The 16,547-nt window shown below is 36.6% G+C and carries 17 protein-coding genes; 3 read left to right on the plus strand and 14 right to left on the minus strand.

From position 1 onward, the window contains the following. Positions 1 to 14: 14 nt before the first annotated feature. The 4 genes from M5F03_RS14870 to M5F03_RS14885 all read right to left on the minus strand — a co-directional run bounded on the left by M5F03_RS14870 (position 15) and on the right by M5F03_RS14885 (position 4,079). On the minus strand, positions 15 to 596 hold the full coding sequence (locus tag M5F03_RS14870; RefSeq protein WP_249708790.1) for a restriction endonuclease subunit S: 582 nt from the start codon (positions 594 to 596) through the stop codon (positions 15 to 17). A 184-nt stretch (positions 597 to 780) separates the two neighbouring features. Further along, positions 781 to 1,788, minus strand: a complete 1,008-nt coding sequence (locus M5F03_RS14875) for a DUF8808 domain-containing protein (protein WP_249708791.1) — start codon at positions 1,786 to 1,788, stop codon at positions 781 to 783. Then, complete coding sequence (locus tag M5F03_RS14880) at positions 1,781 to 2,365, minus strand: class I SAM-dependent DNA methyltransferase (protein ID WP_078194337.1); 585 nt, start codon at positions 2,363 to 2,365, stop codon at positions 1,781 to 1,783. The genes M5F03_RS14875 and M5F03_RS14880 overlap by 8 nt, the downstream gene beginning before the upstream one ends. A 79-nt stretch (positions 2,366 to 2,444) precedes the next feature. Then, positions 2,445 to 4,079 (minus strand): HNH endonuclease, encoded by a 1,635-nt coding sequence (locus M5F03_RS14885; RefSeq protein WP_249708792.1) that lies wholly within the window; start codon positions 4,077 to 4,079, stop codon positions 2,445 to 2,447. A gap of 582 nt (positions 4,080 to 4,661) precedes the next feature. Between M5F03_RS14885 and M5F03_RS14890 the strand changes: the two genes are divergently transcribed. Both M5F03_RS14890 and M5F03_RS14895 read left to right on the plus strand, forming a co-directional pair. Beyond that, positions 4,662 to 5,411, plus strand: a complete 750-nt coding sequence (locus tag M5F03_RS14890) for a metallophosphoesterase family protein (RefSeq protein ID WP_249708793.1) — start codon at positions 4,662 to 4,664, stop codon at positions 5,409 to 5,411. 514 nt (positions 5,412 to 5,925) lie between these two features. Then, positions 5,926 to 6,108 (plus strand): hypothetical protein, encoded by a 183-nt coding sequence (locus M5F03_RS14895; protein ID WP_121523404.1) that lies wholly within the window; start codon positions 5,926 to 5,928, stop codon positions 6,106 to 6,108. A 41-nt stretch (positions 6,109 to 6,149) separates the two neighbouring features. Here the strand turns inward: M5F03_RS14895 and M5F03_RS14900 are convergent, their stop codons facing one another. The 4 genes from M5F03_RS14900 to M5F03_RS14915 form a co-directional block, all read right to left on the minus strand. Beyond that, positions 6,150 to 6,425 (minus strand): hypothetical protein, encoded by a 276-nt coding sequence (locus M5F03_RS14900; protein WP_121523402.1) that lies wholly within the window; start codon positions 6,423 to 6,425, stop codon positions 6,150 to 6,152. 121 nt (positions 6,426 to 6,546) lie between these two features. After that, positions 6,547 to 6,729, minus strand: a complete 183-nt coding sequence (locus tag M5F03_RS14905) for a hypothetical protein (RefSeq protein ID WP_121523400.1) — start codon at positions 6,727 to 6,729, stop codon at positions 6,547 to 6,549. A gap of 10 nt (positions 6,730 to 6,739) precedes the next feature. Beyond that, on the minus strand, positions 6,740 to 6,967 hold the full coding sequence (locus M5F03_RS14910; RefSeq protein ID WP_235831045.1) for a hypothetical protein: 228 nt from the start codon (positions 6,965 to 6,967) through the stop codon (positions 6,740 to 6,742). A gap of 166 nt (positions 6,968 to 7,133) precedes the next feature. After that, the gene (locus M5F03_RS14915) at positions 7,134 to 7,418 is read right to left on the minus strand and encodes a hypothetical protein (protein ID WP_121523398.1); all 285 of its coding nucleotides are present in this window, start codon (positions 7,416 to 7,418) and stop codon (positions 7,134 to 7,136) included. A gap of 1,127 nt (positions 7,419 to 8,545) precedes the next feature. Here M5F03_RS14915 and M5F03_RS14920 point away from each other — a divergent pair. After that, complete coding sequence (locus M5F03_RS14920) at positions 8,546 to 9,616, plus strand: Gfo/Idh/MocA family protein (protein ID WP_121523396.1); 1,071 nt, start codon at positions 8,546 to 8,548, stop codon at positions 9,614 to 9,616. Between the two features lie 81 nt (positions 9,617 to 9,697). Here M5F03_RS14920 and M5F03_RS14925 read toward each other — a convergent pair whose 3' ends face one another. The 6 genes from M5F03_RS14925 to M5F03_RS14950 all read right to left on the minus strand — a co-directional run bounded on the left by M5F03_RS14925 (position 9,698) and on the right by M5F03_RS14950 (position 16,530). Then, a complete protein-coding gene (locus M5F03_RS14925) occupies positions 9,698 to 10,636 on the minus strand; it encodes an aldo/keto reductase (RefSeq protein WP_249708794.1) in 939 nt (312 codons plus the stop codon). A gap of 101 nt (positions 10,637 to 10,737) precedes the next feature. Further along, complete coding sequence (locus M5F03_RS14930) at positions 10,738 to 11,355, minus strand: NIPSNAP family protein (protein WP_249708795.1); 618 nt, start codon at positions 11,353 to 11,355, stop codon at positions 10,738 to 10,740. Then, a complete protein-coding gene (locus M5F03_RS14935) occupies positions 11,352 to 13,097 on the minus strand; it encodes an FAD-dependent oxidoreductase (RefSeq protein WP_249708797.1) in 1,746 nt (581 codons plus the stop codon). The genes M5F03_RS14930 and M5F03_RS14935 overlap by 4 nt, the downstream gene beginning before the upstream one ends. Continuing rightward, complete coding sequence (locus M5F03_RS14940) at positions 13,097 to 14,875, minus strand: FAD-dependent oxidoreductase (RefSeq protein ID WP_249708798.1); 1,779 nt, start codon at positions 14,873 to 14,875, stop codon at positions 13,097 to 13,099. Before M5F03_RS14940 ends, M5F03_RS14935 begins: the two co-directional genes overlap by 1 nt. Before the next feature lie 4 nt (positions 14,876 to 14,879). Beyond that, positions 14,880 to 15,725, minus strand: coding sequence for a sugar phosphate isomerase/epimerase family protein (locus tag M5F03_RS14945; protein WP_235831044.1), 846 nt, complete (start codon positions 15,723 to 15,725; stop codon positions 14,880 to 14,882). Then, positions 15,712 to 16,530, minus strand: a complete 819-nt coding sequence (locus M5F03_RS14950) for a shikimate dehydrogenase family protein (protein ID WP_249682046.1) — start codon at positions 16,528 to 16,530, stop codon at positions 15,712 to 15,714. Before M5F03_RS14950 ends, M5F03_RS14945 begins: the two co-directional genes overlap by 14 nt. Positions 16,531 to 16,547 lie beyond the last annotated feature (17 nt).

The raw sequence follows: 16,547 nt of genomic DNA on the forward strand, positions 1-16,547 counted from the left end.
TTTTAATTTCCTATTTAGGCCATCAACTTTTGAAAAGCAGCATTGGTTGCTTTAATTTGTTGGACTTTTAGTTGCTCAATTGCATGCAAGACTTGATTATTTTTATGAAATACTTCTGCCAATTTGTGCTGTGCCCCTAAGTCTGGTACTGAAATTTCAATATCCTTTAGACTGCTCACAGGAATATTCATAATCGTCGTACCTTTATTCAGACTATTAAGTACTGCTTGACCATATTCACTGTTTAAGAAAACAGTTAAAAATTCTGGTAAAGCAACTTCCGAATCTACCTTGATGACTAGACATGTTGCAGGAGCAAATAAATTTAATTTTTCCTGTTCCGCAGTCACAATTGAAGCTCGTAAGTTTGTGCCCTTTGATAAAAAAACAATGTCACCTTCTTTTAGTTTCTTTTTTTCAATAAGCTCCTCATCGACAAATACTGTTTTCGTTGTACGAGTATCTACATCAAGAAAGCCTTTATCGTTTAGGCTTTGACCTGTCAATAAACTGACTTGGATTAGATTCTCTTCATGAGTATCATTGAATTTATTGATTCCAACTGTAATACTTGAACATATTTCATTTAGTTTCATAATTACTCCAAATATGGTTTCACAAAAACTATTCTTAAATTTCCTTAAGCAAATAGTAGCTTCCACAAACCACTTTGTAAATAGTTTTATTAAAACTTTTTTAATTAAAGCAAGAAAACTTCTTTATTGATAACTAAAATCTCGAAACGTCGAGTGAGCAGTAACTTTAACTTAACAACTTCAATTATGAGCTGAAGTAAATATATCCATTATTTTTTGCCTGAATGTACGCCCATTCTGCAACTTTATGAGAGCGCTCTTTATCTGTCAGGAAGCCCAATACAGAAATTCGATCCACAATGATCAAATCCTGCTCTTCATTCCGCTCCTGCCACTTATGCAAAAACTCATCTGAAGCTAATAAATTACTTTTCTTCGAATTACAACTTGCGTCTGCCAACACGAAGTTATGCCCAGTATCTGATGGATACATAGACCAAGGAATGAAGTGATCTACGGCGTAGTTATTCTTTTTCATTTCCTTATTACAGTAAAAGCATCTACATTCCTGTAGCTCTACTAATACGTTAGCAACTGCACTAAGTTGATTTCGGCTCGGCTCAAACATGAATTGTTCAAGATTCGGTAATTTATTCAAAATAGGTGCATTGCTGCTGTTCTTCCTGATGTAATCAATCCAACGCTTCTGACACAGCTCTTCAATGATCTCGCTGAATTGACGTAGGCAGTACATCACTTGAGAGAAAAGAATAAGTTGTTTCCTACACTGATCTAGCTGATATAAAAACTCAAAATTTTGACCATTCATATTTTGTAGGTAACGCACTGGCATGTCTTTGACAGTTCTTGCCACATCCTTTACTAGCTTCAACCACACCAGTGAATCTCGTCTTAACAGTCCAAGAGATGAATAATTTTTTCTATGCTCGATTATCCGATTTACAATCGCTGCTTGCTTACCATTATTCTGATTTAAGATGAGCTGACCTTCATCATTAAACACATACGGTACTGCTTGCTTCCAATACAACTCAATAAACTTCTCAGCAATATCGGTATATTCAAGTGATAGGCTTTGACCTGTGTCTTCACCTTTTTCAATTGCCAATCGACTCAGGCTAATCAGTAAGGCAAACTTGTAGGTACTACTAAAACTTCCTGATTGTAAGATGAGCTGAATGTTTTTAAGGAACTTAAGCTGTTCCTGCGCAGTAGGAATAAAGTCAGGCATGTTTTTTCCAAAGAAGATTAAGCCATTTTTCTTGTCGATCAGGTCGCTGATCTACTGTAATCCACTGTTTTAATACCCTAACCCCATTCAACCGATGTAACAATTCCTGAGCCTGTTCTTCATTTAAGTCAGTAAATGCTCTACCACCTTTTACTCTATCTGCTGTTCCATATTTAAAAGACATATAGCACACACCGCCACGGCGTAATGCAGCATGAATACGTTTTAAAACATCAGGGAGTCTATTACGAGCACAATGTAGTAAAGAGGCACATGCCCATACCCCATCATAAACATCGTGCATATCAAGCTCATAAAAACTTTGCTGCTGAACAGCGATACCAGTCAGTTGGCTCGCTCGTTCGACCAATACTTCAGAATAGTCGATAGCATCAACTTGATAGCCTTTATTTTTAAAAGCCAAAGTGTCACGCCCTGAGCCACAGCCTAAATCCAGGATGCGTGCTGAATCTGGTAACTCAGCTAAAAATGGTTGGTATAGGCTTTCCATATCCACATACAACGTGGCTTGTAAAAATTGATCTGCGTATTGGTTGTAATAGTCTATTGTTTTCATATTGGTTGCTTAGGCTAAACACTGACCCCCAGTCTACTAAAAAACAAAAAAATAAGGGAGCATTTGCTCCCTTATCTTTTTAGTCAAATAAATCTGCTCTTACTTCTTCCAAAGCACGATCTGACTTAAAACGATTACATATCGGGTGAATAATTGCTCCATTTTCTAAAACACCGTAACCACCTTCTGCTTTCGATTCTCGATGATCTACTTCAGTCGATTCAAGGTATAGAGCGCTATCACATACTTCGCAATAGCTCCATGTTTTCCTTTCCTCACGTTGATAAAGATTTCTTTTGGTCGCGAGTGAAAAATTTAGAGGTTTTTTCTTCTTTGTTAGTCTTACTGATTTCACAAAGCTCACAACATCATCCACAATGGTCTCATCATAATCACCACCAAAACGTTCAAGGTAAAAATTATTAAAATTAATATAATCAAATGATTGACTCATCGAAAGAATGACGGTGTTCAAACAAACTTCATCTTCGAAATCTAAATCCATATTGAGTCCAATACAGATAAATGCTTGATAGACGTTTTTCAATCGCTCATGTGATCTGATCCCGCTACCAAACTTACCGACAGTTTCTTTGATCGCCACAGGAATTTTTTCAATTAAACTTTCAACACCACGGCGTGCTCGAGTAAATCCAATAAAATCTATCTTTTTATTCTGTATTTCAAAACAGTCTTCTTGAATTTCACAGACGATAGAGAACCAGGCCAAAAAGGATGTCACTTGAAAACGATTATCTTTATAAAAATATAGTTTTGGGTGTAAGCCCAGACTTGGAATCCGAATACTAATTGCTGGTGTAGCGATACGACACAGCACAACTCTAAGTTTTAGCATTAAATTTTCTACACGCTGACCTTGGTCTATACTCACAGTATTCTGACAAGTATCACCAAACATGATATTCAGGAGTTCATTGACCAAGCCGATTTTTTTACCGTGTGTTAAATCCGGCTCTAAAAGTATTATCTTAAAAAGATGATCATGAATTTGCTCACCCAAAGTAATCACTTCATTTATCCGATCGTAATTCAGTTCAGCCAAGTTGGATTTATTATCATTTATATAACAACACGCATAAATCACATAAAAAGCATCACTCCCCCTATTTTGTAAATGATATTCTTCATCTGGATCTAATCGCTTCGTATCCGAATTGATTGAACAAAAGGCTTTTCGAGCTTCCTCAGGTGTCCCAATGACTTCAATAAAATTAATTTTGGTTGATTTTAATTTTTGCTGAAACTCAGAATCGCTACATAACTCTTGAAAATCAGCTAATCCACCTAATCGATTACGAATCTGACGAATATCTCGTTTTTGTGGTGCCGTGAATTTTGGGGCTCCTGCTACTTGCTCATCAATAAAGTATCTTTTGATCCAAGCATAAATGATTGAAATCCTGTGCCCACCATCGATAATATAAATATTGCCAGTGGCATCTTTCCAATAGCGAACGCATAAATTGACATTACGATCATTCAAACATTTTAGAATAAACTTCTGAATTTCAGCAGGGCTCCAACACTCTGTGGAGCGTTGATTGTCTGCCTTATATAGTTTTTCTCGAATCTCATGGTTGGCGAAGTCATAAAGTGATATTTCAAAATTATTGTGCAGATTTGAGTGTGACATTTCGTCAAGCAGCATCATTTTTCTTTGAATAATATTGGTTAAAAGCTTAGTACGAGCCATTTTATTTTCTCTAGGCAATACTTCTCTAGATCTCGTGAGATTACGAAATTAGAAGTAATTAAAATTAAAATCAGTGATAAATGAATTAAAAACTCATTAACTCAGAAGTATCTTTTTGCTAGAGAAAAAACAGATAGAAATAATATAAAGACGCATTTTAAACCTCGTTGATAGATTGTCGTTTGCCAATATCCTTTCCACGAGATGGAGGCAAACCAAATAGGGTGTGGAAATACCGCTCAACGAAACGGCCAGTCAAAGACTGCCCTACCTGGCTTACCATAAAAGCGCCATGTAGACACAAAAGAGCCACTAAAAGCGACTCTTTAGTTCGTTGAGTAACAGGTTTCCACGCCTGGTCACAGATTTTGCTGTAACATCTTTATCTTATGTGCATAAATTCAAATGGTCAAATTTTATGATCGATATTTAATCAATTGATTCAAAAATAATTACCTATATTTTTTAGAGGCTTAAGAATACAGATAAGTATCTTATAATTTCTACAATATTTAGTTGCTGTAAACTGATCGCAATGAAACTCTATATATTTAAGCAGCGTGATTTAATAAAGGAAGTAGATTGAAACTGCAAATTTTATCTGATACTCATAATTCTAAATATTCAATATCAGAGCAAGCTGATGTCATTATTCACGCTGGCGATTTTTCTAATCGCTTAAGTGGTGCAATTGAGTTTGCCGAAAAATGTAAATCTCTGAATAAAAAATTTATCTTTGTTTTAGGTAACCATGATTACTACAGCTCTAACTACAGTTCAGTCGTGAATTTCTTGAAAGAAAACTACCCAAAAAATGCACTACTTGATGACAACCATATCAAAATTCAAAATAAAATATTTGTAGGTGGCACGCTGTTTACGAACTTTCGCTCCAATTCACCACTTACATCTCCTGAGGTACTTTTACAGTCCCAAAAAGATGCTGAACAATCGATTTATGATTTTGATCAAATCATGATTAGTGATGAAAATAGACCTATAACCGCCGATGACTACATAAAACTATTTAAAAAATATCATCAAAATATTTTGCAGTTTAGAGGGCAAGATCATGTGATTGTTATTACGCATTTTCCACCTCATTTAGCTTGTCTTGATCCTTATTGGGGTACGCACCCTGTTGCATCAGCCCTCAATCCCTATTTTATTAATGACCTAGATGTAAAAGGGTTTAAGTTATGGATTGCAGGACATACGCATACATCAGTGGATACTGTAGTCGATGGATGTAGATTAGTGATCAATCCTTTGGGTTATCCACCAGAGCAAGGTAAAAATGGGTTTAGAGAAAATTTGATCATCGAAGTTTAAATAGATATTTTTTTCTGAAACCTTTTTAAAGCATCAGATAACTCGATTTTAAAACTGTCTGCAATATTAATGATGAAGCATTAGTCCTATCAAAACCTAAAATAAGTGATGTCACATGTTTTTTTGATACTCAATAGTGCTGTTAGGACTTTCAAACTTTAGCTCAAGGTTCTAATTAGTATAAAATTACATAACACCATTAAAATTTTATGGAAAAATGAGAAGACTACGAGATTTTAAAAATATAGAACAAAGATCACGCCCAATTATTGAGGTTATACCTATGGTATTTGAAAACAACCAAGCGACGCAACGTATTGTATTACATCATTTAAAACGTATAATTCATCAACATAGAGATGAACTACAAAAGCTTGCCTATAAATAAAGCTCATTATCCACGTTTAAATGTTCATACCTATATTTGGCCACTTTTTCCACTACATCAATTTATTTCAAATTTTCTGTGATACTGATAATGAAATTTATACCACATCCGAACTAGGAGAAACTCATGTCGATTCCTTTAGATCCAGAAAATAATTGGAAGAATAAAATTGCAGATCAAATACTTAAAGATCTACTAGAGATCAACAAACTCCAAGGTAATTCTATTAAAAAAATGAAAGCAGACCAAAATGGTGTTTTCTATGTAGAGCAAGAAATCTCTGTTGAGGAATTCCTCAAGACACGCTGAGCCTCTGACATTAAGATAACATCAAAACCCTAAAGATATATTTAAAAACTCAACCAAATTGTATCACCTGTAGAGGCATACATCGCTTCAGCAGCTTCTTTTAATATATCCCTATCATCTATTTCCATTGATAGCTCATCACATGCAGGATCCCTATTGTCGCTTGTGGAAAATATGCTAGATTGAGTCGTAATATTATGCTGTATAAATCTAGTTCTATCTTGCCTTAAAAGCTGCACACCACGGTAGCTAGCACGCATTTGATTTAATGCTTGAAGACGTCTTTCATTTGTAGTCATTATTACTTTTCTCGACATTCATTGTCTCCTTGATTTTTATTTGAAATTAAGATTAATAAATTATGACATAAATTAAAATTGAGTAGTGATCCAGCTATCCCGCAATACCTCATTAAAATCAAAGCGATCAAATAAAACTCTAGTAATGTCTTAAAAATCCCACAATATCTTGATCAGTTCTGATGATTTTGGTAGGAATTTGATTATCTCCGTTTAGTATAGCTTGCATATAACCCTCCTTTATTATTTCATCTTTTTGATTTTTTACTGAGGATTCATCGGCTTTTTTTGCATTATCTTTAGAAACAATCCGATCTACCATAATATCTATCTCACTTTACAGATCGCTCAAGATCTTGCTCTTCAGCACTCTGGTACGAAGATGAACGACTCATTAAAGCATGCCCTCTTCTGAATGCCAGTTCTTGCTTAATTTCTTGATCAGCCAAACTGGTCTCACCATGATTTTTTATGTAATCAGCTCGTTTTTGAATAAATGCTCGCTCTCGATCTTGAACGCTGGAATTCACCACCGTATTTTCTATTTGACGAGTAGCCATATAATTATAGGCAATTACTCCGCAAAGTACGATTAAAAAAAACCAAGTTGCCTCTTTACACCATTGCTCATAAACAATCCTTTAATATGCAGTCAATACTGAAATCATCATCAACTTAAGCTGAGAAATTTCAAGACTATAAAGTTTGCAAGACTATAATATTTCATTACTCATCCCTAGGATTAAAATCTTTAAATTCATCTGCATTGCTCGCAAATTCACTAAAAAAGTTATGCCACGTAAATAATGACTTTAACTCCTGTTTATTTTTAATCGGTCTAGGCAACTCATAACCAATAATCCAATATGGTGCTTTACAGCAGATATGCTCAGGTATAAGGACTTGGTTTAAGGCTGTTTCAGCACTTAAAAAATATAAGTTATTGTATAAATGCACAATGTTCCCTTTTAAGGCTTGTTGAATACAATGATCTATATAATTATGCCTCATTTAGTACTCTCCTCCCTTTTTTTGATATCGCATTCTTAAACCTGTTAAATTATTTAACACTGTAAGTTAGTCATTAATTCGAGCTAACTTCCAACGGCGATAGATGCCTACTAAAAATAAATCGCTCAAAATTTTTTGAGCAGTTATTATATTGATAGTTGTCATTACTAATTTTCAAACTAATCCCTTTTTTACTTTTAGCCATTCTAAGTTCAGCTTCAATTCCTCTCCATGAGAGTTTTGATCTTTTATTTTTTCTTGAAATGGCTAGCTATATGGGCTCTTCACCTACGATAAAATTTATAAAATTCCTGATGTTCTAGTTTGCCTTGGATACACATCCCATACGAGCATATATCAGACGTATACTGCACTCAAAATAATTCTGTATAAATTGCTATTCAGCAAAGCTGTGAAAACTTGATAATTAAACTGCTTTCAAAAGTCATTTTTTATTCAGTTCAAAATAATAGATTCCCGCAATTAAATTGCATATTAATCCTAGTCTTTCACTGGTTAAGATATCGCTCTGCAAGAATTTTGAAGGTTTTCAAACTGCCAAATAACTTCAGGCTTAGCCCTTATCTGCAAGAATACAGCGCCTGGAGGACCCTAATTCAAGTTACGTTTGAATAGTTCGAAATCGTGTACGGTACCACGACTTGTATATAAACTCAGGAATTTTTGTGTTCGATAACGAATGATGGCCTGCACTCTAAAGGTGTAGGTCTTTTAGTTGTCACTATAGCTTTTATTCTGTTTATAGACCTTTGGATTGAAATTTATACGGCATCTACAATAAACACATTCCACTCAATGTCTTCTCCTTCAGATAAATGCTTTGGTAAATTAAAAAATATTTTGGAACGGTGTTCCATTAATTACATTTACTTGCTATATTTTGTCAAATCATATTTCGAAATGAAAATTTATTAAAATACTTATTATCGAAAAAACTAGAGACATAAAAGTTACATAAATACATTTTCATTTCTTCATATATTTTAGCTGGATAACGCTACTTTTAGACAATTATTCTCGCAAGAAATTTAAGTATAAATTTTTTATTACAACACTCAAATCAACCTGAATTGATTTATTAGCTTTACAAGCAAGGAGTCGCTTAAATGCAAGGAAAAAAAATTGCCATTATTGGAGCAGGTGTCATGGGCAAAAAACATGCTCAAACTATTATTAAACATCCTAATACAGAATTAGTTGCTGTTAGTGACCCATATTCAGATGCTATGGCACAGGAATTTAATGTACCTAACTACAAAGATTTAGAAGAGCTTTTTAACCATGTTAAATTAGATGGTGTTGTAATTGCTAATCCAAACCGTTTCCATGTCAGTACTGCAATTCAATGTATGCAACATAACATCCCATGCTTACTAGAAAAACCTTTGGCAATAAATACCAAAGAGGCATTGTGCCTAATTGAAGCGCAACAAAAATTGAATGTACCAGTATTGGTCGGCCATCATCGCCGTCATAATAAAATCATTCAGCAAGCCAAAGAAATTATTGAGGCAGGCACTTTAGGCACAATTAATACCTTTAATGCACTCTGGAGCGTATATAAACCCGACAGTTATTTTGATATAGAATGGCATCGGTTAGCTGGTGCAGGTGTATTGGCCATCAATCTTGTACATGATTTAGATTTAATGCGCTATTTAAATGGTGAAATTGAATCTGTACAAGCAATGACATCTAATAAAAATCGTAACCTAGAAGTTGAAGATACAATTTCAATATTAGTGCGCTTTAAAAATGGTGCTTTAGGTACTCTATTGGCCTCTGATGCTGCTGTTTCACCTTGGGGATGGGATCAAAATACTGAAGAAAATAAAGATAGTTTTGCAGTATCTCCAGATCAAAACTGTTATTTTATTAGTGGTTCGGAAGGAGCTTTGAGTGTACCAAATCTTGAATACTGGAATTATCCTAAAGACCAACTTAAAAGTTGGGCTGTCTCACTTATAAAAAATAAAATCGAACCTAATAAAGAACAAGATGTTTATATCAACCAATTAACTCACTTTATTGAAGTAATCGAGCATAAAGCAAAACCGATATCATCCCCTGAAGATGCTATTTTGAATATTCAGTTGCTTGAATGCATTGAACAGGCTGCCAAAAACCAAAATACAGTTTATATTGAACAATTAAATTTTTTGCAAAAAACAGCCTAATCGTAGAACGCCTATCTTAGTAAGTAAAAGGGACGAAATATCGTCCCTTTTACTTGTTTTATAATTAGATAAGTTAAGTAGCTACTCATATTGACTTACTCTATTCAATAAATCGATATCTTTTGCATGCAGTTCCAAACGCGTAGCTTTAAGTAATGAATCTATTTGGGTAGTAGAAGTAGCAGAGGCAATCGGTGCAGTAATACTAGGCTGGGCCATGATCCAGGCCAAAGCAATTTCTGCAATCTCTGCTTGATATTTTTCTTTCAAACTATCCATGACGTTTAATATATTTAAGCTTTGTTCACTAAAGTAATGTTTTAGTTGGCGTTTGCGCGCTGAATTTTCAAGCTGCGAAATTTCACGATATTTACCACTTAAGAATCCAGCAGCCAAACTAAAATAAGTAATCACACTCAACTGATGTTTTTCACAAATTGCCTTATATTCTGTCTCATATTGCTGACGCTCTACTAAACTATATCCTGGCTGAAAAATTTCGTATTTGGGTAAGTTGAGAGTTTGACTTTTGTGTAATGCATCTTCAAGTTGCTGAGCAGAATAATTGGATGCCCCAATTTTTAATACCTTACCTTCTTGAATTAAATCCGCATAGGCACTTAAGGTTTCTTCAATCGGAGTCTCAGGATCGGGATAATGACTTATATAAACGTCAATGTAGTCAGTGTTTAGACGCTTCAATGAGTCTTCAATGGCTTGTTTGATATATTTTTTAGACAAACCTTTTTTATCACCACTCAAAGTAGCGCCAACTTTTGTAATTAGCACAGTTCGCTCACGATTTGATGGTTTGCGTTTTAACCACTCCCCTATTACTGCTTCAGACTCTCCCCCAGTATGGCCTGTTACCCAAGTAGAATACATATCTGCCGTATCTACAGTATGAATACCATGTTCTAAGGCGTAATCTAATAGATTAAGAGACTGTTCTAAATTAACTGTCCAACCAAATACGTTGCCGCCAAAAATAATTTTAGAAAAGTTTATATCCTTTTTCATATTCTCATTTCTGCTTCTTAATTGATTAAAAATAAGTTAAAAAATAAAAATGACCAACGCCTCTAACATTAGTCATCTTCATTATCTAAACAAACACATTCTTATTTTAAAGGTGAAATCGCTGTCGGTAACGCAATCATCGACTGCATTTCATGAGTTAGCCATTGTGGTCCACCTTTCGGTGGCCAAATACCATCTGCAACCGATTTTGCACGAATTTCAGAACGTTCATTTAATGATTTGTATGGCCAAATACTTACTATACGTGGTGTACCATCTAGTGCATACATTGCGATAGTTAATTTTGAATATTGAGTACGCTCAGGGACTGCATTGTTCCAAGCATTTAAAACATGTGGCACACCCCCATGCTTCAATTCATAAGTACGAATTTCATATACAGGACCAAACTCACCCAATTCAACCTCAGGTAAGAAATCAAAACCTGCAAAGTTTTCAACTGAAAATTTAATGATATTTTCAGCATTTGCAAATACATTTTCTTGTGCAAATAAACGTGCTTTTTCAGCATCCAAAGCTTGTTGTGATGCAAAACTAACTAAAACTACTATTTGATTAAGTTGACCGATATCTGAGAACCATACGCCTAATAGTTTCGCTTGTGCGTCGGCATTTGTATAATAATCCTGAATACCATTGGCCACTGAACCTGCAGTGCCCATTTTAATTGTGATATTAATTAGTTGATAAAGTTTCATGCTGAAACGTGCTCCTGTGTAGAATTTGATTGAGAGTTAGAATGAGAAATCGGCTGTGGAATGAGCTTACCTGATGCAAATTGCGCAATACGCCATGCAAATACCATTCCTGGACCTAAAGTTGTGCCAGGTCCTGGATAGGTTCCCTTAAAAATCGAAGACAAGTCATTTCCGCATGCAAATAAACCTTGAATCGGTTGATTTTGATCATTGAGTACACGACCAAACTCATCTCCTGCTAAACCAGCACTGCTTGCACAGTCCATTGGAATAACTGGTAGTGCGTAATAAGGGCCATGTGCTAACTGACCTAAACATGGGTTCGGTTTGACATCTGGATCACCATTAAAACGATTCATCACACCAGAGCCTTTGCCAAAATCGAGGTCAATACCCGTTTCAACAAAAGTGTTATAGCGCTTCACGGTTTTTATAAGCTGTGTCGCATCAATACCGACTTTCTTAGCTAAGGCATCTAAACTGTCTGCACTAAATAAATACTTTTCACGCAAGTAATAATTCAGCTTTTTTGCACCTGGAAGAACAAAACCTAATCCATATTTTTGAATTGCTGTTGAATCACAAATGAGGTACGACACCACTTTGGATTTAGACTTATTTGTTTTAATTTGTGCCATGCAGAAATCATGATATGAATCAGATTCATTCACAAATCGTTGACCATCAGCATTCACTGCAATAACACCCGGCTTAGCCCTATCTAAAATGATGTGCGGCCAAATAGCTTTATAACCATTTTTATGTGTATGAATAGAACATGGGAAATACAACACACTGCTATCTACAGAGGGATCAATCTGCGCACCAATCTTATTTGCCAGTGTTAAACCGTCACCTGTATTGGATTTTGGTGAAAGTGAATCTTCGACAAGCCCTTTAGGAAATAAACTTTCACGGAGTTTTTTATTCCAGCCAATACCACCAGTTGCCAGCACTACACCTTTACGGGTTTTTACTGTAATGACTTTTTCTTCATGCAAAATTTTTGCACCTACAACCTGACCCTTTTCATAAATCAATTCTTTTAATGGTGATTGCATCCAAACAGGAACTTGTTTCTGTTTTAAATTATGAAAAAGGCTTCCAACTAAGGCATTGCCCATCACCAAACGTGTACCACGCTGAAAACGTAAACGTGATAAAAAATAAGGCAGCACGACTTTAATCGTTGTCATGAAATTTGCCCCTGATGAAAATGGGTTCAACAAAGCATTTAATTCATTACGATTGACCATCATGCCACCTAAACCCATAAATTCAGGACGTGGCGGTTTCACATATTTAAAATCTGAACCTAATACACTTGCATCAAATTCAGCAGGTGCCAATGCGCGACCAGCAAAGGCTTCTCCTGGTTGATTCTTTACATAGTCTGGATGTGCTAAACAAGCATTTAATTTAACCGTAGTTTGCTCATCTAAATCACGAATCATTTTCGGACTAGAGTCTAAAAAGGCATCACGAAGCTGTTCCCCACCACGTGAGCCAACAACCGATTTTAAGAAAATTCTCGCTTGTTCAATGTCATCGGGCACACCTGCCTTTACACTCAAATGTGAACCGGGCGCCCATACTGTTCCCCCAGATGTTGCTGTTGTACCTCCCACTTGCGGATCTTTTTCACATAGCAAAACATCGAGACCATTTAATTTTGCAAATAAAGCTGTAGACATCCCAGCAGCACCAGCACCGATAACCAATAAGTCGACTGTTTTTTCCATTATCTTTTTCCATCCATTTTTTGTTTGTCCGAATTCAACTTGGCATGTTGTGCCAGATGCTGACCAACAATAAATCCAAAGGTCATGGCAGGCCCTAAGGTAATACCGCCACTCGGATATTGCCCACCCATAATCGTGTTCATATCATTGCCCACAGCATATAAACCTTGAATAGGTTGCTGTGTATCCTTATCTAATACACGAGCTTTACAATCTGTATTGAGCCCTGCAAAAGTACCTAAACTTCCCGGTACAATCTCAACGGCATAAAATGGTGCTTTTTCAATAGGCGCAATACATGGATTAGGATGGTGTTCAGCATCGCCTTGTGCTTTTTGATAAGGTGTTGTACCTCGATGAAACTCCGGATCCGTTCCGTTTTGGGCAAAGCTGTTATAGTTTTTGACTGTGCTTCTGAAGACATCTGCCTGAATACCACATACCTCAGCTAAAGCCTCAATACTATCTGCACATTTTAAATAACCATTCTCTAGCCAAGGTTGCATAGAAATTGGGAAAGGTTTGACAGCACCAAGACCATAACGACGAATAAATTTATGATCACAAATCAACCAACAACGATTTAGATCTCCTTTCACCGTATGTTTGAATAAATCTTTGACAAATGACGGATATGAATCACCTTCATTGGTGAAGCGCTTTCCATTGGGTAAGACTGCAATTAATCCCGGCTTACCACGCTCAACAAGGTGAGGAAAACGACCTAGTGTTCCATCTAAACGTGGCATCAATGACACTGGCGCCCATGCACCCGACCATGGCAAATTATCACAAACACTTGCTCCAACAGACTCTGCTAATTTTAGACCATCACCTGTATTTGTTTCTGGTGCTGCTGAGTAATGTGGCGTACCTAATGCAACATGCTGAAAAAGTTGTTGTTTACGCTTTTCATCATGCGGAAAACCACCTGTAGCAAGCACTACGCCCTGTCTAGCCAAGATTTTGACCCGACCTTTAGGCGTATTAAAAATCGCACCAACAACACAATTTTGCTCATAAATAAGTTGCATGGCAGAGTGATTTGAACAAAGTTTAACTTTATGATTTAAAGCAGATTTGAGTAACCGAGCCACCAAAGCGTTACCATTTACGATTTGAGTAGAACGATGTCTAAAAAGTAAATCCATAAAATGACGCAAAACACGCTTAGTGGCATAAATAAATGAAGATAACGCATTGAATGTATTAATGAAATGCTTCATGTCAACACCCGATGCAATCCCCATTCCCCATACGGTTGTTTCAGGAATTGCCGGTTTTAACAAATGTAAATTTTTACCTAATTTACGCCCATCAAATGGAGCTGCGACAATTGAACGCCAACCCACACGCGACCCTTCAATATTGAAAAAATCAGGTACAGCAGCGCCGATGTTAAATTTAACATCAGTTGATTTTTCAAAAAAATCAACCATTTCAGGTGCTTTAGTTAAATACGTATGAATTTTTTGTTCATCATACTGATCCCCTAAAACATTTTTTAGATATTGTTTGGGTACGTTAATCGGCTCAGCTTTCCCTGCTTTTTTGGCATGAGGCGTATTAGGAATCCATAACCACCCTCCTGAAACTGCTGTCGTACCACCAAAGACGGTTGCTTTTTCAGCAACGATCACATCTAACCCTTGAGCTGCCGCAGTCACTGCGGTAGATAATCCCCCTGCACCAGAACCAATGACCAAAACATCACATTGTTGCTGATCACGAAATGTCTTATCTGTTACAATAAAATCATGTTGAGTTGACGCATTCATGTTCTTACCCCGCTACAGCGTCCACATTTGCTAAAGCCACCAGAGCTTGGATGGCCTGCAAATTAATTCGCGCACGTTCTAAAGCAGGGAGTTTGGCCAACTCTAAATTTGGAACTTCAGCTGCCAATGTAATATTTTTTGGAAGTGCTGCAATTAAAGCCACCAAATCAATGTCTCCTTGACCTGGCACTAAGCGATTGTTTCGCGCAATCTTAATCAGCCCTTCATCACTTGGATCATAGTCGGCAAAACCATCACATAACTGCACATAATTCAAACGTGAAGCAGGTATGGCTTGAACTTGTTCAAGTGTTGAATCTGAACGGTCAAAATGCAGTGAATCGATTAGAACAGCTGCATTTGACTGTCCTGTTTGTTCCACTATGGTTTGTGCCTGCGTTAAGTTTTTAACAGCAGTCCACGGCATAAACTCTAAATCACAGCTCAAGCCATAACTTTTGCTCAACTCACAGAACTTTGCATAATTTTCAATTAAGCGGTTTTGCTCTGAATCATTTCCGGCAATCAGAATATGTTTTGCCCCTAATTGTTGTGCGACATCCAAAAACTGCGAGTACTTTTTCTCGTCAAAATCAGGGTTAATGCGGATAATTTCGACATCCGCAACTTTGACTCCTGTATCGTTTAAAATAGCTTGAGTTTCTTGAATTAAATGTTGATCTGTTAAAATTGGATATTCAGATTCATGGGGTGCAGCAGGTAATAAACGCAATCCTACCTGCGCATACCCACATTCCGCTGCAATCTTGACTGCTTCTACTGGACTCACATCAGCAACCGTCAAAAATGACAATGAATATTTACGTTGCACAGTATCATGCTGCATCATTCTTATCTCCAACCTGATTTTCAAGTAAAAAATTCACCATCAAATCACGTACTTTGATAAACATGTCTGTTCCTTTGACCGCCACACACCCTAACTGTGTTGCATGTTTCACGAAAGGTGTTTCTGCAGGGCTCGTTACAACATCAGCAACAGCCATATGTGCAGTCAGCTCGTCAAGTTGAAAAGATGACGATGGATCTCCATTCATCCCCATTGGTGTTGCATTCACAATCACATCAAAACCATGCGGATTATTGTCATGCGCAATGACTTTACCTTTTTGCAGTTGGCTTAGTTGCTCGACCAATTGTTGTTGACGCGAAGCATCCACATCAAAAATTGCAAGTTCAGCCACACCTGCAAGTAATAGTTCAAAAGCAATCGCTTTACCTGCACCACCTGCACCAGCCAAAATCACGCGTTTATCTTTAAGTAAAATATTCTTTTCTAGAATGGCCTGAACCATTCCAGTGCCATCCAACATGTCACCTTCCCAACCTTCTGCACAACGACGGATGGTATTTACAGCCCCAATAAATTGCGCACGTTCAGTAACTTTGTCACAACTTTGCAAAGCCGAAATTTTGTGGGGAACGGTCACAATTAGACCATCTGTATTCAACATATTTTTGCTGTGTGCAATAAAGCCCGTAAAATTCTCTGGAGTGACATCTGCCGGTGAAACAATCGCATTAAGTCCTTTATTGACTAGCTCCTGTGTAACACCTTCTGGTGATTTCACTTGTTTAATTGGGTGTCCAACCACAAAGTAAAGACGAGTTGATCCGTTCAATTGAATGTTCATTTTCAATATCCTTTTAA

The sequence above is a fragment of the Acinetobacter amyesii genome, assembly GCF_023499985.1.
Taxonomy (GTDB): Bacteria; Pseudomonadota; Gammaproteobacteria; order Pseudomonadales; family Moraxellaceae; genus Acinetobacter; species Acinetobacter amyesii.